Origin of the sequence: Gemmatirosa kalamazoonensis, from assembly GCF_000522985.1 — a bacterium.
GTDB classification, from domain to species: Bacteria; Gemmatimonadota; Gemmatimonadetes; order Gemmatimonadales; family Gemmatimonadaceae; genus Gemmatirosa; species Gemmatirosa kalamazoonensis.
The window spans coordinates 119,225-141,260 of the sequence record NZ_CP007129.1 but is presented as its reverse complement, the minus strand read 5'-3'; the positions used below and the strand labels follow the sequence as shown (position 1 = coordinate 141,260).

Here is a 22,036-nt window from a genome sequence, read left to right as displayed (position 1 = left end):
GCCGACCCGCCAGTCCCCGCTTGCGCCGTCGTCGCGGCGGCGCAATGGTCGGGCAGCCCACGCAGTTCCGCCGACGCTGGCGGTGCTCCGGCATAGCCGCACGCCGAAGGAGAATCCATGCACCGCCGTATCGTTGTCGCCCTCGCCGCCCTCACTCTTCCCGCGGCGGCCGCCGTGGCGCACGCGCAGTCGGGGGCGGGACAGTTCGGCCGGCTCGGCACGTTCGCCGGCTGCTCCGCGTTCGCCTGCCACCAGTTCACGCTGACCGAGGTCGCGCGCAGCGGCCCGGTCCTGCCGCTGCCCGGGGTGCCCGGACTCGCGCCGCAGAACGTGCCGTCGTACCTCGTCGACTACGCGCTCACCGGCACGACGACCTATCTCGCGCCCGCGTTCGCGGGCCCGGCGCCGTTCGTCGTCACGTCGTTCGACCTGTGGCTGTTCCGCGACGGCGACCTGGGGGAGGGCGGGGTCGTCCCGTTCCTGTTCCAGTCGCTCGACGGCCTCGCGCCCGGCCAGGCGATCGCGTGGACGTTCACGTCCGGCGCGTCGAGCCCGTTCGCGAACGCCCTCACCGGATACCTGCCGGTGGACGCGCCGGCCGGCGCGGCGGCGGTCGGCTACCCGACCCCGTTCCTGATGTCCGACTTCTGGTCGGGTCCCGACGATGCCGGCGGCGTGACCGACGTCGTCTCCGAGTTCACCGTCGCGTCGCTGGCGGTCACGAGCACGCCGGAGCCCGCGACCGTCGGCCTGGTCGGCGTCGGTGCGCTGCTCGTGCTAGCCGCGGGCTACCGTCGCCGGGTCGACGCGCATCGCGCGCCTCGCGGGGACGAGGCTCGCGGCGAGCGCCGCGCCTAACAGCAGCGCGACGACGACGACGATCGTCGCCGGGTCGGTGGGCGTGACGCCGAAGAGGTAGGCGCGCAGCAGCCGCGTCGCGCCGACGGCCGCCGCCGCGCCCAGCACGACGCCGAGCGCCACGGGGCGCATGGCGCTCCGCACGACGAGCACGCGGATGCCGCGTGGCGTCGCGCCGAGCGCCATGCGCACGCCGATCTCCGGCACGCGCTGTGTCACGAAGTACGCGATGATGCCGTAGATGCCGACGACGGCGAGCGCGAGCCCGATCGCGCTGAGCGCGCCGAGCAGCAGCGACGTGAAGCGCGACGTGGCGAGCGACGCCGCGAGGTAGTCGTCCATGCTGCGCACGCTGCCGAGCGCCAGGTCGGGATCGATGCGCGCGACGGCGGCGCGCAGCGGCCGCTCGAGCGCCGACGCGGAGCCGGCCCCGCGACCGTTGCGCGCGACGAGCACGAGCGACCGCTGGAGCAGCGCCCAGAGCCGCGGGTTCGTCTGCGCGACCGGATAGAACACCTCGGCCCGCGTCGGTATGCCGATCCCCTTCTCGCGTACGTCGCGCACGACGCCGACGACCTCCGTCCATCCCGGATCCTCGGGCGACGCCGTGATCTGCGTGAGCCGCTTGCCGATCGCGTCCTGGCCGGGCCACAGCTTTCGGGCGAGCGACTCGTTCACGATCGCGACGCGCGGCGCGGTCGCGTCGTCGCGATCGGTGAAGTCGCGTCCGCGCACGATCGGGATCCCCATCGTCTGGAAGTAGCCGCCGCTCGTGATGCGGAACGGCACCGGGATCCGGTTCTCGGGCGTGAGCGGCTTTCCCTCCGCCGTCACCGTCGCCGCCGCATCGTCGTCGGCGAGCGGCACCATCAGCACGAACCCCGCGTCCTTCACGCCAGGCACGCGCCGCACCTCCTCGCCGATGCGGCGATAGGTCTCCACGACGCGCGCGGCGTCGGCGTAGCCGGCCTCGGGGAGCATGATGCGCGCGGTGAGCACGCCGGCCGGGTCGAAGCCGGGCTCCACGCGGTGCAGCAGCACGGCGCTGCGCGTGAGCAGCCCGGCGCCGGTGAGCAGCACGAGCGCGAGCGCGACCTCCGCCACCACGAGGCCCGCGCGCAGCCGGTCGCGCACGGCCGGCATCGTCCCGCGTCCGCCCTCGCGCAGCGTCGGCTGGAGATCCGGGCGCGCCGCGCGCAGCGCCGGCGCGAGGCCGAACACGATGCTGCTCGCGACGGAGAGGAGCAGCGTGAACGCGAGCACGCGCCCGTCGACCGCGGCCTGCTCGAGGCGCGGCACGCCGGGCGGCGCGATGGCGACGAGCGCGCGCACGCCGCCGACGGCGAGCGCCGCGCCGAGCACGCCACCGAGCAGCGCGAGCGCCACGCTCTCCGTGAGGAGCTGTCGCACGAGCCGCGCGCGCCCCGCGCCTAACGCGCTGCGCAGCGCGAGCTCCTTCGCCCGCGACGCGCCGCGCGCGAGCAGCAGGTTCGCCACGTTCGCGCAGGCGATGAGCAGCACGAAGCCCACCGCGCCGAGCAGCGTGAGCAGGCGGCCGCTGTAGTCGCCCGTGAGATCGGCGGCGAACGGCTTCACGCTGATCCCGTCGTCGCGGTTGTCCTCCGGGTACTGCTGCGCGAGGCGTCGCCCGACGAGCGCCATGGCGCGCGCCGCGTCCTCCGGCGCGACGTCGCGGCGCAGCCGTCCGAGGACGGTGAGATAGCCGGCCCCGCGGTTCGCAGCGTCCTTCGGCGAGAGCGCGAGCGGCACCCACAGCGCCTCGCTCTCCTCCACGTAGTCGAACGACGCCGGCATGACGCCGATGACGGTGTACGACGTGCCGTTGAGCTGCAGCGCGCGGCCGAGTATGCGCGGGTCCGCGTGGAAGTACTTCTGCCACGTGCGGTCCGCGAGCACGACGACGTTGCCGCGTCCCGGCACGTCGTCGTCGGCGCCGAACGTGCGCCCCATCGCCGCGCGGGCGCCGAACACGCGGAACCAGTCGGCGGACGCGCGCGCGCCGTCGAGCAGCACGGGCACGTCGCCGGGGCGCGACAGCGTCATCCCCGTCTGCACCTCGGCGGCCATGACCTCGAACACGGCGGCGCCCTGCGCGCGCCAGTCGAGGAAGTTCGCGTTCGACACGCTGCTCACGCCGCCGCCGCGCGCGGCGCTGCGGAGCTTCACGATGCGCTCGGGGTGGTCGAACGGGAGCGGCCGCAGCACGACGGCATCGACCACGCCGAAGATCGCGGCGGTGGCGCCGATGCCTAACGCGAGCGTGAGCGCGGCGATCGCGGTGAGGGCGCGCGCGCGGAGCAGCTGCCGGGCGGCGAACCGGAGATCCTGCCACGCTTCCTCGAACCACTCGGCCCGCGCCATGTCACGCTCCTTCGCTTCGCCCAACGCGCGGCACGTCCCGCGCACTCGCTCGAGGTCGCCCATGCGGCGGAGCGCCTCGGCCCGCGCGGCCTCCGGAGTGAGGCCGCGGTCGACGTACTCCTGCGCGCGCATCTCGAGGTGGAACGCCAGCTCGTCGTCCACCTGGCCGGCGACGGCACCGCGGCGGAGGCGCGCCGGCAGGACGCGCTGCCACCCGCTCACGTCGCGGCGGCGTGCGCCGGCAGGAGGATGCGCGAGACGGCCTCGGAGAACGCGGCCCACTCGGCCGTCTGTCGCAGCAGGTGGTCGCGACCGGCGCGGGAGAGGCGGTAGAACTTCGCCCTGCGCTTCGTCTCGGTGACGCCCCACTCGGCCTCGATCCATCCTTTGCGCTCGAGGCGGTAGAGCGCGGGGTAGAGCGAGCCGTCCTCGATCTGGAGGGCGTCGCCGGACCCGGTCTCGAGCCAGCGCGCGATGGCGTAGCCGTGGCGCGGGCCCCAGGAGAGGGTCTTCAGGATCAGCACGTCGAGCGTGCCGTGGAGGAAGTCGCTGTTCGCGCCGATGGGCATGCGTCGATTACCCCTAGATGTTCTGGTGGTACGATGGGGGCGGACCACTAGAGTGTCAAGGGGTGAGCGCGCCACGCGCGACGCTGCGGCCATGCGTGGCTCCGTGTGAGTGGACGCGGATCACGCGGACACTACCAGATAGGTAGGAGGCGTTAGGCTCGAGCCTCGATCCTTCGATCTATCCGGTAGTGTCCGCGCGATCCGCGTGATCCGCGTCCAGATCACGTGGGCCCGTGCCCGACGAGAGAATCGCGCGCGGCGCGCCGAACCTCAGGAGCGCGCCAGCGCCGGCACCCCCCACCGGACGACGGCGAATCCGAAGAGCAGGAACGCCGCCCCCACCCCCGGCAGCAGCCACGCCTCGCCCGACACGCCCGGCTCCAGCACCGCGAGATCCGGCGCGTCGGGCGCGTGCCTGACGGTGATCGCGCGACCGATCGGATAGCGCGCCCCGATCGTCTCGTCCGGGCCGCCGCCGCCGCGCGAGACCTGGCCGAACGTCCGCACGTTCGCGTAGTGCCGGTGCCCGCCGACGTCGTACGCATACACCAGCCGCCCCGGCTGGAGCACGCGCCCCGACGCGCTGTCGGCCGACTCGGCGCTGTCGACGGCCGCGTCGGCGGCGTCGACCGGGAGCGGCGCGGGGCGGCCCATGACGATCGTTCCCGCCGCCGCCGGCCAGTGCGCGCTCGCCCGCGCGCGCCACAGCGCGATCGCGCCCGGCGTGAGCAGCGCCGCGCCGATCGCGCAGAACACGAGCCCGAACAGCGTGAGGCCCAACGCCATCCCGCGCGCGTCGTCACCGACGCTGCCGAGGAACAGCACGATGGAGAGCACGCCCGCGACGACGAACGCGAGCCCCGCCGCCGGCAGCGAGAGCGCTTCGGCGAACAGCCCCGGCTCCATCACCGCGCGCGACGGGTGCGCGGGGTCATACGCGACGGTCACCGGCGCGCCCGGCGGGTAGCGCAGCACCAGCAGCCCGGCGTCCGACGGATCCGTCGTTCCGACGATCTGCCCGAACCGGCGCTGCTCCGTCTCGTACTCCGCGCCGCCCACCGCGTACCGCACGCGCACGCGCGCGCCGTACGCCCTCGACGAGCGGTTCGTCCGCTGGTCGTACGTGACGTGCGTCTCGCGCGCCGACGCGACGACGACGCCGGACGCCGTCGGCCACCCACGGCTCGCCGCCGCGCGCCACGCGTTGCGCACGCCCACCGCGCCGATCGCCACGCCGATGAGGACGAGGATCGACAGCGCGGCGACGATCATGGCGCGAAATCCCTTCGGTGTTCGCCGCCTCACTGCGCCGCGATGATGTTCTGCAGCTTCCGGTCGCGCAGCATCGCGTTGAACGCCGCGAGGTCGCGGTCGAGCAGCGCGGCGACATCGCCCGCGACCTGGCCGAGCTGCCCGTGGAGCAGCGTCGCCACGTCGCGCTGCGACTGCGTGGGCCCGTAGTCGGAGCCGCCGATCTCCTCGCCGAGGTACACGAGCTGCTCGGCGAGCCGCATCGGCCACCGCACGTCGTCCTGTCCGCGCCCCGTGATCCGCGTCTGGAACAGTCGACGCTCGGCGCCTAACAGTCGGCGGTCGAGCGAGTCGGCGGCGGTGCGCACGGGCGTGTGCGCGTCGGCCCGCGCCGAGTCGTCGGCGAGCAGCGTGCGCAGCGACGCGAGCTGGCCGCGCACCGTCTCCAGCGTGTTGATCATCGACACCGCGCTGTCGAGATCCTTGCCGATGGCGCGGAGCAGCGCGACCTGGGCCGAGATCTCCGCCTCGCTGCCGCCGCTGTTCGGGTCCTTGCGGATCACGAGCGGCCGCGTCGTCTCGGTGCCGCCGTACGACAGCTTCACCGTGTACGCCCCCGGCGGCGCGAGCACCGCGAGCCGCCCCACGCCCGGCGCCGTCCGCCCCGACGGGCCCACCGCGAACCACGACGCGTACTCCGGCGACGTGCGCAGCTTCGCCTCGCGCGTGCGATCGTAGCGCAGGTTCCACCACACGCGGCCCACCCCCGCGTCGGCCGGGCCCTTCATGGTGCGCACGACGGCACCCGCCGCGTCGGCGATCGTGATCGTCACGCTGTCCGCGGGCGGCTTCTTCGTCGTGTCGGGCTTCGCGCCCACGGCCCGCTTCGCCGAGTCGTTCGGCGCCTTCGTGATCCAGTAGGTGATCGCCGCGCCCGCCGGGGGCGCCTGTGACGCCGCCGGGTCGTCGAAGATCGCGAACGGCCCCTCCGCGTCGCGCAGCCGGTACGTCTCGCGCGGTGCGAACAGATGCGCCGGCGCGTTAGGCACCGCCGAGGCGAGCTCCCGCAGCGGCGTCACGTCGTCGAGGATCCAGAAGCCGCGCCCGTACGTCGCGATCACGAGGTCGTGGTAGCGCGGCTGCACCGTGATCCAGTAGACGGGCGCGTGCGGCAGGTTCGTCTGCAGCGGCTGCCAGCGCGCGCCGTCGTCGAACGACACGTAGATGCCGTTCTCGGTGCCGAGGTAGAGCAGCCCCCGGGTGACCGGGTCCTCGGCGATCGTGTGCGCGTAGGAGAGCGGCGACTTCGGGATCCCGCCGGTGATCAGTCGCCACGTCGCGCCGAAGTCCGTCGTCTTGTAGACCCACGGATCGCGGTCGTCCACCTGGTGACCGTCGACCGTGAGATACGCCGTGCCCGCGTCGAAGCGCGACGGCGTGATGGAGCTCACCGTGCCCCATTCGACGAGGCTCGGCAGGTTCTTCGTGACGTTCGTCCACGTCTTCCCGCCGTCCCGCGAGACGTGCACGAGACCGTCGTTCGTCCCCGCCCACAGCAGCCCGCGCTGCACCGGCGACTCGGCGATGGCGAACACCACGCCGGCGTACTCGACGCCGATGTTGTCCGGCGTGAGGCCGCCCGAGCGCTGCTGCCGGCTCTTGTCGTTGCGCGTGAGGTCGGGACTGAGCTCGCGCCACGTGCGGCCGCTGTCGGTGGTGACGTGCACGTGCTGGGAGCCCACGTACACCATGTTGTGGTCGTGCGGCGAGATGGTGAGCGGGAAGTTCCAGACGAAGCGGTAGCGCAGGCTGTCCGGCGCCCACCCGATCGTGGAGAGCGGCCAGATGTCGAGGTTGTGCGCGACGTTCGTGCGCCGGTCCCAGAGCGTCGCGATGCCGCCCACGCTGCCGTAGCCCGACGCGCTCGACCAGACGAGGTTCCCGTCGACCGTGTCGGGCGTCGCCCACCCGCTCTCGCCGCCGCCCACCGTCTGGCAGACGCCGCGCGGGATCGTGTTCGAGTAGGCGTCGAAGCCGGCGACCCGCGGGTTGCTGGGACACATCGCCGATGGACCGTCCTGCCGGTTGCCGTAGAGGTTGTACGGGATCCTGTTGTCGACCGTCACGTGATACATCTGCGCGATCGGGAGCTGCACCTGCAGCCAGCTCTTGCCGCGGTTCGTCGTGATCGACACGCCGCCGTCGTGGCTCACGGCCATGCGATTCGCGTTCTTCGGGTCGATCCAGATGTCGTGGTGGTCGCCGCCCGGCACCTCGGCGGGCGGCGGGTCCTGCACGGTCTGGCCGCCGTCGAGCGTCCGCACCCACGCCGCGTTCGCGAAGTACGCCTCGTCGGCGTTGTCGGGCATGACGGCGAAGCGGTTGTAGTAGTGCGTGCGGCCGGCGAGCTGGATGTCGCTGTTGACGAGCCGCCAGGTCGCGGCGGCGTCGTCGGAGCGCCAGAGGCGGCCGCACGACGTCTCCTGGCCGTTAGGCAGCGGCACGCAGTCGCCGGCCTCGATGAGCGCGTAGACGCGGCTCGGGTTCGCGCCGCTCAGCGCGACGTTCACCTTGCCCACGGGCGTCGTGGGGAGCCCGTGCCCGGTGAGCTTCGTCCACGTCGTGCCGCCGTCGCGCGACGTCCAGAGGCCGCCGCCGGCGCCGCCGCTCGTCCGCCCCCACGTGTGGATCTCGATCTGCCACGTGCCGGCGTAGAGCACGCGCGGGTTCGTCGGGTCCATCGCGAGCTCCGACACGCCGGTGGAGTCGTTCACGAACAGCACGCGCTCCCACGACTTGCCGCCGTCGGTCGTGCGGTAGACGCCGCGCTCCTGCTGCGGCCCGTACGCGAAGCCCAACGACGCGGCGAACGCGCGGTCGGGGTTCGTCGGATCGACGACGATGCGCGAGATCCGCCCGGTGTTCTCGAGCCCCGCGCGCGCCCAGTGCTTCCCCGCGTCGGTCGATCGCCACACGCCCCAGCCGGCGGAGATGTGGCTGCGGATGAACGCCTCGCCGGTGCCGATCCACACGACGTTCGGATCCGACGGCGCGACGGCGACGGCGCCGATGGACGACACCGGGAGGCTGTCGGAGATCGGGCTCCAGTGGATGCCGCGGTCGGTCGTCTTGAACACGCCGCCCGAGGCGGCGCCGGCGTAGTACACGTTCGGATCGCCCGCCACGCCGGCCACCGACGTGACGCGGTTTCCCTCCGGCCCGACGTGGCGCCAGCGAAGGCGCGAGTACGTCGCGGTGTCGACGCGCAGCGCGGCGAGCGGGCGGAGCTCCTCGCGCGGGCGCTTCTGCGCGGCGAGCATGGACGGCGCGGCGGCGAGCAGCGCGAGGAGCACGGCGAGGTGGAACGGCCGGGTGGCGCGCGGCATACGTGTTCCCCAGGGTAGGAGTCGAACCAGCCGGGGCGAAGTTGCGCCGTATCGGTCGCCGCCGGGAGGACCTCGCGCCCGTCACCACGGAATCGGCATGGGAGAACGCGTCGTACACCTCGCGCTCGCGCTGCTGCTCGGGGCGTCGTCCGTCCGCGCCGCGGCCCAGGGCGCCGCCACGGAGCCCGTCCTTCCCGTCGGCACGCGCGTCGCCGTCCGACTGCTCGACGCGGTGCCGGGAACGTCGTCGGCGCTCGGCCGGCGGGTGCGCGCCCTGGTCATCGCGCCGGCGCGCCCACCGGGGGGCTCACGGCCGGGGCTCGCGCCGGGCGACACGGTCGACGGCGTGCTGCGGGACGCGGGCACGGAGCACGCGCGCGGGCGGCGGCAGTTCCTCACGCTCGCGTTCGACCGCGTCGCGCTCGCCGACCCGACGTCGCGTGCGGCGCTCCCGCTCACGGCGCGGGTGGCGGACGTGCCTAACGCGCGCGAGTCGGTGGACGCCGCGGGACGGGTCGTCGGGCCGCAGCGTCCGGGCGTGCTGCGCTCGCGCACGACGTGGGCGGCGGCGCTGCTCGGCGCCGAGGAGCCGCTCGCCGCGGCGATGCTCTTCGCCGCGTTCGACGCCGAGCGCCTCGAGCGGCACCGTCGGATCGCGTACGCGCCGGGCGTCGAGATGACGCTCGTGCTCACCGCCCCGCTCGCGCTCCCGGCGCGGCCCGCCGCGCCACCGCTTCCCGCCGCGCCGCCGGCGGCTGCCGACGCCCTACGCGACGCGCCGACGCGCGTGGCGACGGTGAGGTAGCGGCTGCCGGCGGACCTGTTCACCGTGGCGCTGCTCGGCAGCGCGTCGGAGGTGGCGCGCGCGTTCACGGCCGCCGGGTGGACGACGCCCGCGCGGTCGAAGCTGCGCGGCGAGCTCGCGACGATCCTCGCCGCGGCGCGCGGCCGCGGGTTCGGCGCGCAGCCGTTCACGACGCTGCAGCTCGACGGGCGGCCGCCGACGCTCGCGTTCGAGAAGGTCGTGAACTCCATGGCGAAGCGGCACCACGCGCGCGCGTGGCCGTGGGGCGACGTCGACGGGCAGCCGCTGTGGCTCGTCGCGGCGACGCGCGACGACGGCATGCGCTACTCGCGCGCCCGGCACGCCGTCACGCATCGCATCGATCCCGACGTCGACGCGGAGCGCGACAAGATCGTCGACGACCTCGTCGCCGCGTCGGCCGTGGCGGCGCGCTCGTACGTCGCGCGCACGCCGCCCGATGGCCCCGTGCTCGTGAACGACGGCACGACGCCGGCGGTGACCGACTGGCGCCTCGCGGTGCTGGTGCTGCGTTAGGCGCGTCGCGTCGGCCGCACCGCGTCACTCGCTCGCGTCGTCCTCCGCCTGCTCGCCGTGCTCGACGATGTCGCCCTCGGTGAAGAGGATCTCGCGCAGGATCTCGCGCCACTTCGGCGTGCGCCGCAGCAGGAACTCGAGGCTCATGCCGAAGTGCTTGAACTCCTCCTGCTGCGCGTTGCGCATGATCGCCCGCGCACCCTTGTCCTTCTCGAGCGCGATGCGCTGCTCGTACCAGCCGATCGCCTCGGCCTCCTCGCCGAGGGACGTGATCATGCGGGCGAACGTGCGCGTGCGCTGCGGCAGCTCGTCGGGCGGCTCGTGGTACTGTGTAGTGGGCATGGCGGTGTAAACTAAGCGGTGCTCATGTCCGCTCCACTGGCCGCACGCGACGTCGTCCTCGTCACCGGTGCCTCGTCGGGCATCGGCGAGGCGATCGCGCGGCGGCTCGCGGCGCGCGGCTGCCGGCTCGCGCTCGCCGCGCGCAGCGCACCGGAGCTGGAGCGGGTCGCCGCCGCGTGCCGCGCCGCCGGAGGCGAGGCGGCCACGTTCCCCACCGACGTCGCGGAGGAGGCGCCGTGCCGCGCGTTCGTCGCAGGCGCCGCGGCTCGCTATGGTCGGATCGACGCGCTCGTGAACAACGCCGGGATCTCGATGGAGCTGCGGTTCGAGGAGATCGCCGACCTCGCGCTCGTCGAGCGCATCATGCGCGTGAACTTCCTCGGTGCCGTGTACTGCACGCACGCCGCGCTGCCGCACCTCCGCGCGACGCGCGGGCGGATCGCCGCGGTGTCGAGCCTCACGGGGCTCTCCGGCGTGCCGACGCGCACCGCGTACGCCGCGAGCAAGCACGCCGTGCGCGGCTTCTTCGACTCGCTGCGCATCGAGCTCGCCGGCAGCGGCGTGAGCGTCACCGTCGTCTATCCCGGCTTCGTCGCGACGGACATCGCCGCGCGCTCGTACGGCACGCGCCACGTTCACGACGCGCACGCGATGTCGGCCGACGCGTGCGCGCGGCAGGTCGTCGACGCGATGGATCGGCGGAAGCGCGAGGTCGTGATGACGGCGCGCGGAAAGCTGGGCCGCTGGCTCATGCTCCTCGCGCCGGCGCTCGTGGATCGGATCGCGGCACGGGCGATCGCGCGCGGACGGTGACGACGCCTAACGCGCCACTCGCTCGTCCGTGCGGCGCAGCGCCACGCCGAGGCTGAGCAGCGACAGCGCGAGCGCCGCCCACGACACCCAGCGCGCAGCGCCGCCGGACGACGCCCCCGCCGCCGCGATGCTCGTGGACGAGGCCGGGGACTTCGTGCCCTCGGCTCCCGTCCACTCGACGCGCTCGCCGTCGGCGTAGGTCTGGTAGGCGGGCCACACGAGACGCGTGCTCGCCTTCGGGTTCGCGGCCACGAACGGGAGCTCGACGAACCGCTGCGGCGGCAGCACGCCCGTCCACACCGCGCCGACGACACGCTTCGCCGAATCGGTGAGCACCTGCAGCTGCCACCCCGGCACGTCCTCGAACGCGGTGACCCGCACGTCCGCCGGGAAGCGGATCTCGACGCGGACCGTCGGCACGGTCTTCTCGTTAGGCACCCGCAGCACGTAGCGCTCGTACGCGCCGGGCGTCGACGTCTTCGGGAACACCACGGCGTGCGCGAGGGCGAGCGCCGGCGCGGCGAGCAGCAGCGCGACGCCTAACGCCAGGGCCCGCGCGCGGCGCAGGAGGAAAGACATGTTCAGTCGGCGGAGGTGGATGCGGCGTGCGCGCCGGGCGCCGCCGGCGGCGGGATGTAGGCGAGCAGGCCGCCGAGCAGAATGACGACCGCCATCACCAGCACCTCGGCGCGGAGCGCGCCGCCGAAGCCGGTTCGCCGGTCGCGCTCGAGACGCGGCAGCACGCGGAAGCGATGGTAGGCGCCGAACCCCGCGAGCGCGAGCAGCCCGACGACCTTCGCGAGCGTCACCGCGCCGTACGCCGAGCGCACGAGAGCGATCGGCGTCGGCAGGAACAGCAGCGCCTGCGCCGCGCCGCTCAGCGCGACCAGCACCACGGCGACGAGCGCGATCGCGGAGACGCGCTCGGCCTCGCGCACGAACGCGGCGCCGTCGCGGCCGAGCGGCGCACAGACGATGAGCCAGAGCAGGCCGCCGAGCCAGCACGCCCCCGCGGCGAGGTGAAGCACCTTCGCCGGGACCGCCCACGCCGCGTGCATCGCCATCGAGTGGCCCACCGCGCCGCTCACGAGCAGCGCGCCCCACGCGAACGCGAGCGCGAGGCGCGGTCGACGCGCGAGCCCGAGCGCCCACAGCGCGAGCAGCGCGAGCCCCGTGCGCCACAGCTCCACGCGTCCGACGCCGCTCGCGAGCGCGGTCGTCACCCAGTCGCCCGTGAGCTCGCGCTGCGGCGACACGTTCATCAGCCACGCGCCGAGGTGCAGCGCGAGCAGGAGGAACGCGGCGACCGCGAGCCCGCTCGCGAGCCGCAGCCCGCGCCCCGACCGGGCGAGCGTGAGCAGTCCGACGAGTCCCATCAGCGCGCCGACGCCGAGCCCGCGCAGCAGCGCCGGCACCAGCGGCGCGCCGAGCACCGCCGGTCCCCACGTCGTCGGCGCGAACTCCGCGGCGGGCGGCGCCGGCGGCGGTCGCGAGACGGACGGCGCGCCGACCGTGAACACGTAGCTGCCCTCCACCGGATGTCCGTCGGCGGAGACCACGTGCCACAGGAGCCGATACGCGCCGGGCGCGAGCGCGTCGACCGGAGCGATCAGCGCGTGCACGTCGTGCGGGTCGCCCGCCGCCACGAGGTGCCTAACGCCGCCGTCGGGCGCGACGAGCGTCAGGTGCGCGAGCGTGGGCTCCAGCGCCTCGCTGAACAGCAGCCACACCCGGCTCGGGCTCGTCGCGAGGCGGCTTCCCGCCGCCGGCTCGGCCCGCACGAGCGTCGCGTGCGCCCACGCCAGCGTCCACGTGCCCAGCACGAGCGCGCACGCCGCGACGATCGAGAGCACCCGCCTAACGACCCGCGTCACGCGGCGGAATCCGCGGCCCGTGGGCGGAGCGGTGCTCGAGCTCGGTCTCGTGCGGCCATGGTCGACAAAGCTAGGAGAGCGGTTCCGACGGAGGCAAGGCAGCGACGCGGGGCCGCCGGGCGATCGTTAGGCCGGGGCCGGTGGACGAACACTTGCAGTATCGTCGTACCATCCATCGGTGGCCGCGGCACGGTCGATGGGCTCGCGCGGAGTGGGGTCATGGACAGCTCGCAGGCGTCGGGCGACGGCGCCAACTTGGTGGAGCGTCGAGCACGCACCACCATCCCCCGGCGCGCGCTCGACGCCCAAGTCGCGGCCGTGCTGGAGAGCGTCACGCACGGCTTTCTCGCCCTCGACGCGGAGTGGCGCGTCACGTACGCGAACCCCGCCGCCGTCGCCCTGAGCGGCGCACCGCCCGACGCGCTGGTCGGTCGCATCCACTGGGATGTGTGGCCCGAGACGTGTGGCACCGAGGTCGAGGCGCGCTACCGCGCCGTCGTCGCCGAGCGCCGCAGCGCGCATTTCGAGCACCACTATCCGGGGCGCGACGTCTGGCACGAGATCCACGCGTTCCCGACGGTGAACGGCGGCCTCGCCGTCGTCTATCGCGACATCACCGAGGAGCGCGCGGCGGCCGCGACGCGCGCGCGCTACGCCGCCGCGCTCGCGGCGCGCGAGCGCGAGCTGTCGGTGATCCTGGAGACGGCGACCGACGCGGTGCTGCGCTTCGACCGCGAGCTGCGCGTCACGTTCGCGAACCCCGCCGTCACGCGTGTCACCGGCATCCCCGCCGACGCGCTGCTCGGCCACACCCCCGACATGCTCGGTCTGCCGGCGGACATCGTCGCGCGGTGCACCGATCGACTGCGCGCGCTCCTCGCGTCGTCGTGCAGCGACGAGCCCCTCTCGCCGCTCACGTTCGAGCTGGACACGCCGTCGGGGCGCCGGTGGTTCGAGGCGCAGACGGTCCTCGAGCCCGACGCCGACGACCGGCCGAAGGCCGTGCTGGTCGTCGCGCGCGACATCACGCCGCGCGTGCGCGCCGAACAGGCGACCGCCCACGCGCTCGCCGCCGCGGAGGCGGCGAACCGCGCGAAGGCGGAGTTCCTCGCCACGATGTCGCACGAGCTGCGCACGCCGCTGAACGCGATCCGCGGCTACACGGAGCTCATCGCGCTCGGCGTCCACGGACCGGTCACCGACGCGCAGCGCGAGTGCCTCGAGCGGATCGCCCGCAGCGAGCGGCACCTGCTCGAGCTGATCACCGACATCCTCGACTACGCGCGCATCGAGGCGGGACGCGTCGCGTACGAGTCGAGCGCCGTCGCGCTGCGCCCGCTGATCCAGGACGTGTGCTCGTGGATGGAGCGGAACGCGCAGGCGAAGGGCGTCGTGCTCGACTCCGACCTGCGCCCGGTGGACGTGTGCGGCGATCCGAAGCGCGTGCGGCAGATCGTCGTGAACCTGCTGACGAACGCGATCAAGTTCACGCCGCCCGGCGGCCGGGTGACGCTCCGCAGCGCGCCGGTCTCGGAGAACCCGGCGGACGGCGGCGTGGTCGAGGTCACCGACACGGGCCCCGGGATTCCGCCCGCGGAGCAGGAGCGCGTGTTCCTCCCGTTCGTGCAGCTCGACCGCGGCCGGCAGAACCCGATCGGCGGCGTGGGGCTCGGGCTCGCGATCAGCCGCGAGTTCGCGCGCGGCATGGGCGGCGACCTGCGGCTGCGGAGCGTGCCGAACGACGGGTCGACGTTCACGCTGCAGCTCCCCGGACCCACGCAGTGCGCATGAGCACGGTACCGTACGCGGCGGTCGTCGGGGCGGGAGCGCGGGGTGTCTTTCTTGCGGGGGTTCCCACCTGCCCGTGCCCTCTCCCTCTCACGATGCGCGCTGACTGATGTCGGTGGATCTCTCGCACCCGTTGCTCGCCGGCGTGCCGGCCACGTCGCCGGACCTCGTCGGGCCGCAGCCCGCGTCGGTCGTGCGCGAGCTCCGCGACGACGACGGCACCTGGTGGCAGGTGTACGAGTGGATCGCACCCGAGCAGTCGCCGTTCCCCGGGGAGCGGTCGCTCGTCTTCGACGCGGGGCTGGTGCTGCGCCGGTTGAAGGCGTTCCCGGCGAGCTGGCCCACCCTGGCCGACGGAGAGCTGCTGGCCCTCATGTGAGGGCGCCGCTCGAGCGGTCCGGCTAGGGCGGGACGATGCGGCGCGGCAGCGGCACGGCCATCTCGAGGTGCTCGATCACCCAGAGGCACAGGCTCGCCGCCGGCTCCGCGTCGACGTCGTCGTCCGCCCGCGCGGCGAGCCAGCGCTCCATGCGCGCGAAGCGGAGCCGATCCATCCACGGCGTCACGCCGTCCGCGTGCGACGCGCCCAGGGCATCGTGCACGGCCTGCGCGGTCTCGGCGAGCAGCCGCGCCGCGCTCCGCTCGAGCGGTGGCCCGTCGAGCGTCATCCGCTTCGCTTCGGTCGCCGCGGCCGCGAGCGAACGGCGCAGCTCGGCGACGCACTGCTCCGATCCACCGCCGCCGGAATCGGAGAGCGTGTCCGCGCCGGGCGGAAGCCGGCGCCAGAGCTCGGCGACGAGGCGTGCCGGGCCGTCGCGTCCGACGCCGACGGTGAGGTCGCTCGTGCTCGTGAACCGGGACGCACGCGGATCCGTCGACATCGCTCGCTCGGTGCGCGGGAGCAGCGAGCATACACCCCGCGCCGCGGCGCGACCAGAGCCGGCGAGCGGCGATCGCGCCACGAGCTTCCGTTAGGCAGCCGCCGTGGCGCCCGCGCGCCTCACGACGACATCTCGTCGTCCTCGTGCCGCGCCGGGTATCGGCGCCGCATGGTCCACAGGTACGTCGGGATCGACGCGACGACGACCACCACATAGATCAGGCCGTCCTCGATCCATTCTGCGATTCGAGTCAACAGCTCCCCCATCGTGGCGTCTGCTGCAATGTCGCCGTGAGGCAATGAACTGGAAGCCAATGGTCACGGCACCATGGACACCGTGGCCGGCGCACGCATTCCGTCGGCCGGACCGCTTGTGACGAATGCCGCTCAGCCCGCCTCGCGTGCGGCTGCGCCCTGGTCGCGTTCGCCGGCATCGCGCTGTCGCTCGCCGTCGTCGGTCCGTATGCTGGCGATGCGAGGTGAGAACGGCTCGCAGCGATACCACCGCATACCGACATCATGCAGATCACCGCGATCCGCGCGTACCAGATCGATCTCCCGCTGCACGAGGGGAGCTACAAGTGGTCAGGCGGCAACGTCGTGACCGTGTTCGACTCGACCGTCGTCGCGATCGAGACCGACGCGGGGATCACCGGCCATGGCGAGGTCTGTCCGCTCGGTTCCGCATACCTCCCGTCGTATCCGCGGGGCGTGCGGGCCGGTCTGGCGGAGCTCGCACCGCAGCTCCTCGGCGCGAACCCGCTCGAGCTGGGTCCCCTCACCCGCCGCATGGACGCGGCGATGAAGGGACACCCCTACGTGAAGAGCGCGATCGACATGGCGTGCTGGGACGTCCTCGGCCAGGCGAGCGGGCTGCCGGTCGCCACCCTGCTCGGCGGGCACGTGGGCGAGAGCGTCGCGCTGTACCGTGCGATCTCGCAGGAGGCGCCGGAGGTGATGGCGCGGCGCGTCGCGGAGTACCGCGCGGACGGGTACACGAAGTTCCAGCTCAAGGTCGGCGGCGACGCGGACACCGACATCGCGCGGATCCGGGCCGCGGCGGCGGAGCTCGAGCCGGGCGACGTGCTCGTCGCCGATGCGAACACCGGGTGGACACAGCACGCGGCGCTGCGCGTCGCGGCCGCGGTCCGCGACGTGGACGTCTACCTCGAGCAGCCGTGCCGCACCTACGAGGAATGCCTCGCCGTGCGTCGCCACACCGACCGCCCATTCGTCCTCGACGAGGTGATGGACGACATCGGGATGGTGGTGCGCGGCGCGCACGATCAGGCGATGGACGTGGTGAACCTCAAGATCTCGAAGGTCGGCGGCCTGACGCGTGCGCGAGAGATCCGCGACCTCTGCGTCGCGCTCGGCATCGCGATGACGATCGAGGATACGTGGGGCGGCGACATCGTCACGGCGGCGATCGCGCACCTGGCGCATTCCACGCCGGCACCGCTGCTGTTCTCGACGACCGACTTCAACAGCTACGTGACCACGTCGATCGCCGACGGCGCGCCGCGTCGCGATCGCGGTCGGATGGCGGCGTCGCGCGAGCCGGGGCTCGGTGTGAGGCCCGACCCGGCGGTGCTCGGCGAGCCGGTCCTCGTCGCGGATGCGCGGGGCCTAACGGGTACCGACGGCGACCGGAGGCACGGCATCCACTGACGGCGACCGGCCGTCGCGTGATGCGATGCCGGCACGCTCGGCGTATGGAGAGTGTCTGCAACGATTCTCTCATCACGCGGAGCCGCGACCATGGGCAAGGAGCCAGCCGTCAGCGTGCCGGACACGTCGCCGTTGGACTCGACGACGCGGTCGATGGACCCGGCGACGTTCTGGCGCCACCATCCGGGCGCCGCGGTGCTCCGGCTCCCGACGCCGACGTGGCGGCACCGTGGCAACGTGAACCTGCCGCTGCTCGCCAGCACGTCGTCGGTCGACGGCACCGGACCGCTCGACTTTCCCGGCGCGGGCCCCGACGCGACGATGGACACGTTCGCGTTCGAGGCGCGTCCCGGCGCGAAGGTGCGCTACGTCGGCGTCGCGGCGCTGAAGGGCAAGGTGCCGGAGGCGTTTCTCATCTACTTCCGGCACAGCGTGAAGGAGAAGGACTTCCAGGGCGAGCACAAGCTGCTGGAGACGGGCGTGGGCGACTACTTCATCGGCCGGATGCAGGTCTGCCGGCAGGTGCTGCGGTCGGGGAAGAACGTCGCGGTCATCCTGCCGATCGCCGTCGGCGGTGCGGGCGAGTTCGCGTCCAGCCAGGCGTTCGTCGAGCAGTGCCTGACGGAGATCAGCCGCGAGCTGTTCCCGAGCCTCACGACGCCGCTGCCGCTCGTGCTGGCGTGCAACAGCGACGGCATCGGTGAGCTGAACAAGTTCGTGACGAGCTGCCCGGACCTCGTGAAGCGCGTGCGGGCCGTGTACGACTTCGACGGCTCGTTCGTGCTCGCGCAAAAGGGCGTCACGCTCGCCGGCATCGGCAGCGCGCGGGTGTTCCGGTACAACCAGGGCCCGCAGCCGGCCGGCGCCTCGCCGGGGATGGGGGCGAGCCCGCGCCACGTCCCGCTGCCGTACCCGCGGTGGTCGAAGCACTTCAACTTCGTCCCCGCGTGGCAGACGGAGCCCGCCAACCCGAAGACGACGGCGGCGCGCCGGAGCCAGATCGTGAAGGAGATCCAGGGCTACCTGCACTGGTTCATCCCGACGTGCATGCTGCAGCACGGGCTCGCGAGCACGAACGGCATCTGACGGGCGCCTAACGCCTGACCGCCCACGCGAGCCCGTCGGGCTGTCGGCCGGCGACGACGCGCCCCGCCACCGCGAGCGCCTTCAGGTCGATCACCGCGACGTAGTCGTCGGGCGTGCACGCGACGTACGCGCGCGCGCCGTCGGGCTGGATGACGATGCCCGCAGCGCCGCGGCCGACGGGGATGCGCTTCACTTCGCGCCGCGCCGCGACGTCGAACACGGTGACGTCGGGGCCGCGCAGCGTGGAGACGAGCGCGAGCCGTCCGTCCGGCGTGATCTTCAGCCGGTTCGCGCCGTCCACGTGCGCGTCGAGCGTCTGCACGACGCGCTTCGCGGCGAGATCGACGATCGCGATCGTGCCGTCGCGCGCGCTCGCCGCCCACACCTCGCGGCCGTCGGGCGTGACGTCGAAGCCCTCCACGCCGCCGCCGGCCTGCACGACGGTCTGCGTCCACTCGCCGGGCGCGCGCCGGTCGGCGATGGTGAGCGTGCCGGCGCGCACGTTCGTCGTCACGAGGCGCGAGCGGTCGGCGGAGACGTACACCATGTGCGTCCCCTCCTGCCCCGTCTCCAGCACGCGCTCGACGCGCCGCGTCGCGGGATCGTAGCTGCCGACCGCGTCGGCGCCCTCCGCGGTGAACCAGAGCTGCCCGCCGACGAACGCGAGCCCGTGCGGCCCGCGCATCGCGCCGAGGTCGATGGTCGGCAGCGTGCGCTGCGCCACGAGGTCGATCGGCGTGATCGTGTTCAGCGCGCCCGCACCACCACCGCCGTAGTTCGTCACGTACGCCATGCGGCCGTCGGCGGACGCCTCGACCTCGTGCGGGTCGGGGCCCGACGGCATCTGCGCGACGACGGCGCGCGTCGCGGGATCGACGATGCTCAGCACGTGGTCGCCCTTCGACAGCACGAGCAGCGCCGGCGACGGCGTGGGCGCGGCCGCGGGGCGGGCAGCGGCGAGCAGGATCGCGGCGGCGGGCAGCGCGCGGACGAGACGGCGCATGTCAGATCTCCGACGGAGGTGCGCCACCATATCGCAGCCCCCGCGTGGTCGCAACGCGTCGCGCGGCCGCGGCCGGCATTGACAGCGCGCGCACGCCGCGGGAAGGTCCCCCGATGCGACTCCGCTCCTTCCTCCTGCTCCTGGTCGCCGCACTCGCCTGCACGCGGCCGAGCCGAGCTCCCGCCGCGCGCGGCACGCTGATTCGCCGAGCGACGCTGCTCGACGGCACCGGCGCGCCGCCGCGGATCGCCGACGTGCGCATCGTGCGCGACCGGATCGACGCCGTCGGCGACCTCACGCCGCGCGCGACCGACCGCGTCGTGGACGCGACGGGACTCGTGCTCGCGCCGGGATTCATCGACACGCACTCGCACTACGACCGCGGCGTGTTCACGCATCGCGACGCGATCGCCGCGGTGAGCCAGGGGATCACGACCGCCGTCGTGGGTCAGGACGGCGGGTCGCCGGAGCCGTCGGTGGCGGGCTTCCTCGCGCGGCTCGACTCGACGCCGGCGGCGATCAACTTCGCGACGTACGCGGGGCACGGCTCGCTGCGCGAGGAGGCGATGCGCGCCGACTACAAGCGCGCGGCGACGCCGGCCGAGCTCGCGCGCATGGAGGCGGCGTTGCGGCTCGACCTCGCCGCCGGCGCGTTAGGCCTCTCCACGGGGCTCGAGTACGACCCGGGGATCTACTCGCGACCGGAGGAGGTCCTCGCGCTCGCCCGCACCGCAGCATCGTCGGGCGGTCGGTACATCAGCCACGTGCGAAGCGAGGATCGCGCGTTCTGGCCGGCGGTGGCCGAGCTGCTCGCGATCGGCCGGCTGGGGATGCCGGTGCAGCTGTCGCACGCGAAGCTCGCGATGCGGAGCCTGTGGGGACGGGCCCCCGCGCTGCTCGACACGCTCGACCGCGCCCGCGCCGCCGGCGTGCGCGTGACGGCGGACGTGTACCCGTACACGTACTGGCAGTCGACGCTCACCGTGCTGTTCCCCGACCGCAACGTGGACGACGCGGCGGCGCAGGAGTTCGCGCTGCGCGAGGTGGCGGCGCCGGAGGGGCTGTTGTTAGGCCGCTTCGCGCCGGAGCCGAGCTACGTCGGAAAGACGCTGGCCGACATCTCGGCGCTTCGCGGCACGGCGCCGGGCGCGACGCTCGCGGCGCTCATCCACGAGGCGGAGGCGTGGGAGCGCGCGCATCCGGATTCGGGCGGCGCGGAGAGCGTGATCGGCACGAGCATGAGCGAGGACGACGTGGCGCGGCTGCTCGCGTGGCCGCACGCGAACGTCTGCACCGACGGCGAGCTCGCGGGGCGCCATCCGCGGGGGTACGGCGCATTCACGCGCGTGCTGGGGCGCTACGTGCGCGAGCGGCGGGTCGTGTCGTGGGCGGAGGCGATCCGCAAGATGACGTCGTCGGCCGCGGAGCACGTGGGGATCCGCGAGCGCGGCGTGGTCGCGCCGGGACGGTATGCGGACCTCGTGCTGCTGGACACGGCGCGGGTGATCGACCGCGCGACGCCGGCGGCGCCGCGGGCGGTGTCGGAGGGGATCGTGACGACGTGGGTGAACGGGGTGGCGGTGTGGGACGGCGGGCGGGCGACGGGGGCGTATCCGGGGCGGGGGGTGAGGCGGCGGTGAGGGGGACGATCGACGGCGGGACGCCTCACACCTGACGGCGGGACGATCGACGGCGGGACGATCGACGGCGGGACGATCGACGGCGGGACGATCCACAGCGGGATGATCCACTGCGGGACGATCCACTGCGGGACGATCCACTGCGAGATGGTCGAGGGCGGGATTGAACGGCGCGTACCTAGGTGCCAGGGGGGCTCCCCCCCTTCGCCCAAGGTGCTATGCGCTGAAACCGCTGCCGTACCAATCCGACGCAGCGTGGATCCCGCTGAACGCATCCCGCCCCGACCGTCGACCGTCCCGCCGTCAGACATCCCGCCGTTCGTCGTCCCGCCGTTCGTCGTCCCGCCGTTCGTCGTCCCGCGGTCAGTCGTCCCGCCGTCAGTCGTCCCGCCGTCAGTCGTCCCGCCTCACGGCCGCACCACCTCGATCCCCGTCGCCGGATGAATCTCCCACGCCGTCGCCCGCCAGTTCCGCTCGCCCCGCACGTCCGCCGGATCGCCGTGCATGGCCCCCGTCGCATGATGCGCGTCGAAGTAGAGCCACCCGCGCACCCGCACCCGGCGGCCGACGAGCGCGGCACGCAGCGACTCGGTGGACCAGTCGACGCCGCGCGCGCGCATCGCGTCGCGCCACCGTGGCGTGACCTCGGCGATCACCCGCGCCGTGTCCGGCGCGTCGGGCGTGCGCGCGAGATCGATGTGCGTGTCGCGGTGCGCGGCGTCGAGCGCGAAGCAGTTCACTCCCTCCCACCCACCGACGTGGACGCCGGTCACCCACGCCTCCACCTCGACCGCGCGGCGGGCGTCGAATCGCGTCGCGTCGTCGCCCGGCGCGAGCAGCGCGTCGAACGTCACCCGCGGGTCGACGTCGGTGGGCCGCGGCGCGGTGCCGCGGCTCTTCGGCCCGTCGTCGCCGAGCGTCGTGGCGATCGCGCTCACCACGCAGCCGCGCCGCCCCGGGAGCGGCGCGAGGGACAGGATGCCTGACACGAGGACGACCGCGAAGACCGCGGCCAGAGTGCGGAGCGTGCGCTGCACGGGCGTCGGGACAGGATGACGGGACGGACAGGATGAATACAACCACGCACTAGTGGTTCGTTTTCATCCTGTCCGTCCCGTCATCCTGTCCAAACGAAGAGCCCGCGCCACCGAGTG

At 73.7% G+C, this 22,036-nt stretch carries 20 protein-coding genes; 9 read left to right on the top strand and 11 right to left on the bottom strand.

Going from position 1 to position 22,036, the window contains the following annotated elements:
• Positions 1-117 precede the first annotated feature (117 nt).
• Positions 118-858 (top strand): PEP-CTERM sorting domain-containing protein, encoded by a 741-nt coding sequence (locus tag J421_RS23720; RefSeq protein WP_148306510.1) that lies wholly within the window; start codon positions 118-120, stop codon positions 856-858.
• Here the strand turns inward: J421_RS23720 and J421_RS23715 are convergent.
• The 4 genes from J421_RS23715 to J421_RS23700 form a co-directional block, all read right to left on the bottom strand.
• Positions 778-3,462, bottom strand: a complete 2,685-nt coding sequence (locus J421_RS23715) for an ABC transporter permease (protein ID WP_025413604.1) — start codon at positions 3,460-3,462, stop codon at positions 778-780. The genes J421_RS23720 and J421_RS23715 overlap by 81 nt on opposite strands.
• Entirely contained in the window at positions 3,459-3,809 is a 351-nt protein-coding gene (locus J421_RS23710) for a PadR family transcriptional regulator (protein ID WP_025413603.1), read from the bottom strand. Before J421_RS23710 ends, J421_RS23715 begins: the two co-directional genes overlap by 4 nt.
• 270 nt (positions 3,810-4,079) lie before the next feature.
• The gene (locus J421_RS23705) at positions 4,080-5,081 is read right to left on the bottom strand and encodes a DUF3592 domain-containing protein (RefSeq protein ID WP_025413602.1); all 1,002 of its coding nucleotides are present in this window, start codon (positions 5,079-5,081) and stop codon (positions 4,080-4,082) included.
• Between the two features lie 29 nt (positions 5,082-5,110).
• Positions 5,111-8,446 (bottom strand): VPS10 domain-containing protein, encoded by a 3,336-nt coding sequence (locus J421_RS23700; protein WP_025413601.1) that lies wholly within the window; start codon positions 8,444-8,446, stop codon positions 5,111-5,113.
• A 97-nt stretch (positions 8,447-8,543) separates the two neighbouring features.
• On the opposite strand from J421_RS23700, the gene J421_RS23695 reads away from it, so the two are divergent.
• Positions 8,544-9,251: a hypothetical protein gene (locus tag J421_RS23695; RefSeq protein ID WP_025413600.1), complete on the top strand. Its 708-nt coding sequence runs from the start codon at positions 8,544-8,546 to the stop codon at positions 9,249-9,251.
• Positions 9,252-9,254: 3 nt separating this feature from the next.
• The gene (locus tag J421_RS23690) at positions 9,255-9,785 is read left to right on the top strand and encodes an LssY C-terminal domain-containing protein (RefSeq protein WP_104023221.1); all 531 of its coding nucleotides are present in this window, start codon (positions 9,255-9,257) and stop codon (positions 9,783-9,785) included.
• A 24-nt stretch (positions 9,786-9,809) separates the two neighbouring features.
• Here J421_RS23690 and J421_RS23685 read toward each other — a convergent pair whose 3' ends face one another.
• On the bottom strand, positions 9,810-10,127 hold the full coding sequence (locus J421_RS23685; protein ID WP_025413598.1) for a ferritin family protein: 318 nt from the start codon (positions 10,125-10,127) through the stop codon (positions 9,810-9,812).
• Between the two features lie 24 nt (positions 10,128-10,151).
• Here J421_RS23685 and J421_RS23680 point away from each other — a divergent pair, with 24 nt between their 5' ends.
• Positions 10,152-10,940 (top strand): SDR family oxidoreductase, encoded by a 789-nt coding sequence (locus tag J421_RS23680; RefSeq protein WP_025413597.1) that lies wholly within the window; start codon positions 10,152-10,154, stop codon positions 10,938-10,940.
• Positions 10,941-10,946: 6 nt separating this feature from the next.
• Here the strand turns inward: J421_RS23680 and J421_RS23675 are convergent, their stop codons facing one another.
• Together J421_RS23675 and J421_RS23670 are read right to left on the bottom strand one after the other, a co-directional pair.
• Positions 10,947-11,519, bottom strand: coding sequence for a DUF1775 domain-containing protein (locus tag J421_RS23675; RefSeq protein WP_025413596.1), 573 nt, complete (start codon positions 11,517-11,519; stop codon positions 10,947-10,949).
• Between the two features lie 2 nt (positions 11,520-11,521).
• A complete protein-coding gene (locus tag J421_RS23670) occupies positions 11,522-12,814 on the bottom strand; it encodes a copper resistance CopC/CopD family protein (RefSeq protein WP_104023220.1) in 1,293 nt (430 codons plus the stop codon).
• A 219-nt stretch (positions 12,815-13,033) separates the two neighbouring features.
• On the opposite strand from J421_RS23670, the gene J421_RS23665 reads away from it, so the two are divergent.
• Together J421_RS23665 and J421_RS23660 are read left to right on the top strand one after the other, a co-directional pair.
• Positions 13,034-14,605 (top strand): PAS domain-containing sensor histidine kinase, encoded by a 1,572-nt coding sequence (locus J421_RS23665; RefSeq protein ID WP_025413594.1) that lies wholly within the window; start codon positions 13,034-13,036, stop codon positions 14,603-14,605.
• 106 nt (positions 14,606-14,711) lie between these two features.
• Positions 14,712-14,981: a hypothetical protein gene (locus J421_RS23660; RefSeq protein ID WP_025413593.1), complete on the top strand. Its 270-nt coding sequence runs from the start codon at positions 14,712-14,714 to the stop codon at positions 14,979-14,981.
• 22 nt (positions 14,982-15,003) lie between these two features.
• Here the strand turns inward: J421_RS23660 and J421_RS23655 are convergent, their stop codons facing one another.
• Together J421_RS23655 and J421_RS34385 are read right to left on the bottom strand one after the other, a co-directional pair.
• Positions 15,004-15,483, bottom strand: a complete 480-nt coding sequence (locus tag J421_RS23655; RefSeq protein ID WP_025413592.1) for a hypothetical protein — start codon at positions 15,481-15,483, stop codon at positions 15,004-15,006.
• Positions 15,484-15,602: 119 nt separating this feature from the next.
• Positions 15,603-15,737: a hypothetical protein gene (locus tag J421_RS34385; RefSeq protein WP_260525865.1), complete on the bottom strand. Its 135-nt coding sequence runs from the start codon at positions 15,735-15,737 to the stop codon at positions 15,603-15,605.
• 264 nt (positions 15,738-16,001) lie between these two features.
• Here J421_RS34385 and J421_RS23650 point away from each other — a divergent pair, with 264 nt between their 5' ends.
• Together J421_RS23650 and J421_RS23645 are read left to right on the top strand one after the other, a co-directional pair.
• A complete protein-coding gene (locus J421_RS23650) occupies positions 16,002-17,153 on the top strand; it encodes a cis-3-hydroxy-L-proline dehydratase (RefSeq protein WP_025413591.1) in 1,152 nt (383 codons plus the stop codon).
• 90 nt (positions 17,154-17,243) lie between these two features.
• Positions 17,244-18,239, top strand: coding sequence for a hypothetical protein (locus J421_RS23645; RefSeq protein WP_025413590.1), 996 nt, complete (start codon positions 17,244-17,246; stop codon positions 18,237-18,239).
• 7 nt (positions 18,240-18,246) lie between these two features.
• On the opposite strand, the gene J421_RS23640 is transcribed toward J421_RS23645, so the two are convergent.
• Complete coding sequence (locus J421_RS23640) at positions 18,247-19,242, bottom strand: cytochrome D1 domain-containing protein (protein WP_025413589.1); 996 nt, start codon at positions 19,240-19,242, stop codon at positions 18,247-18,249.
• 113 nt (positions 19,243-19,355) lie between these two features.
• On the opposite strand from J421_RS23640, the gene J421_RS23635 reads away from it, so the two are divergent.
• The gene (locus J421_RS23635; RefSeq protein WP_025413588.1) at positions 19,356-20,882 is read left to right on the top strand and encodes an N-acyl-D-amino-acid deacylase family protein; all 1,527 of its coding nucleotides are present in this window, start codon (positions 19,356-19,358) and stop codon (positions 20,880-20,882) included.
• Between the two features lie 407 nt (positions 20,883-21,289).
• Here J421_RS23635 and J421_RS23625 read toward each other — a convergent pair whose 3' ends face one another.
• Positions 21,290-21,919, bottom strand: coding sequence for a hypothetical protein (locus J421_RS23625; RefSeq protein WP_025413587.1), 630 nt, complete (start codon positions 21,917-21,919; stop codon positions 21,290-21,292).
• Positions 21,920-22,036 lie beyond the last annotated feature (117 nt).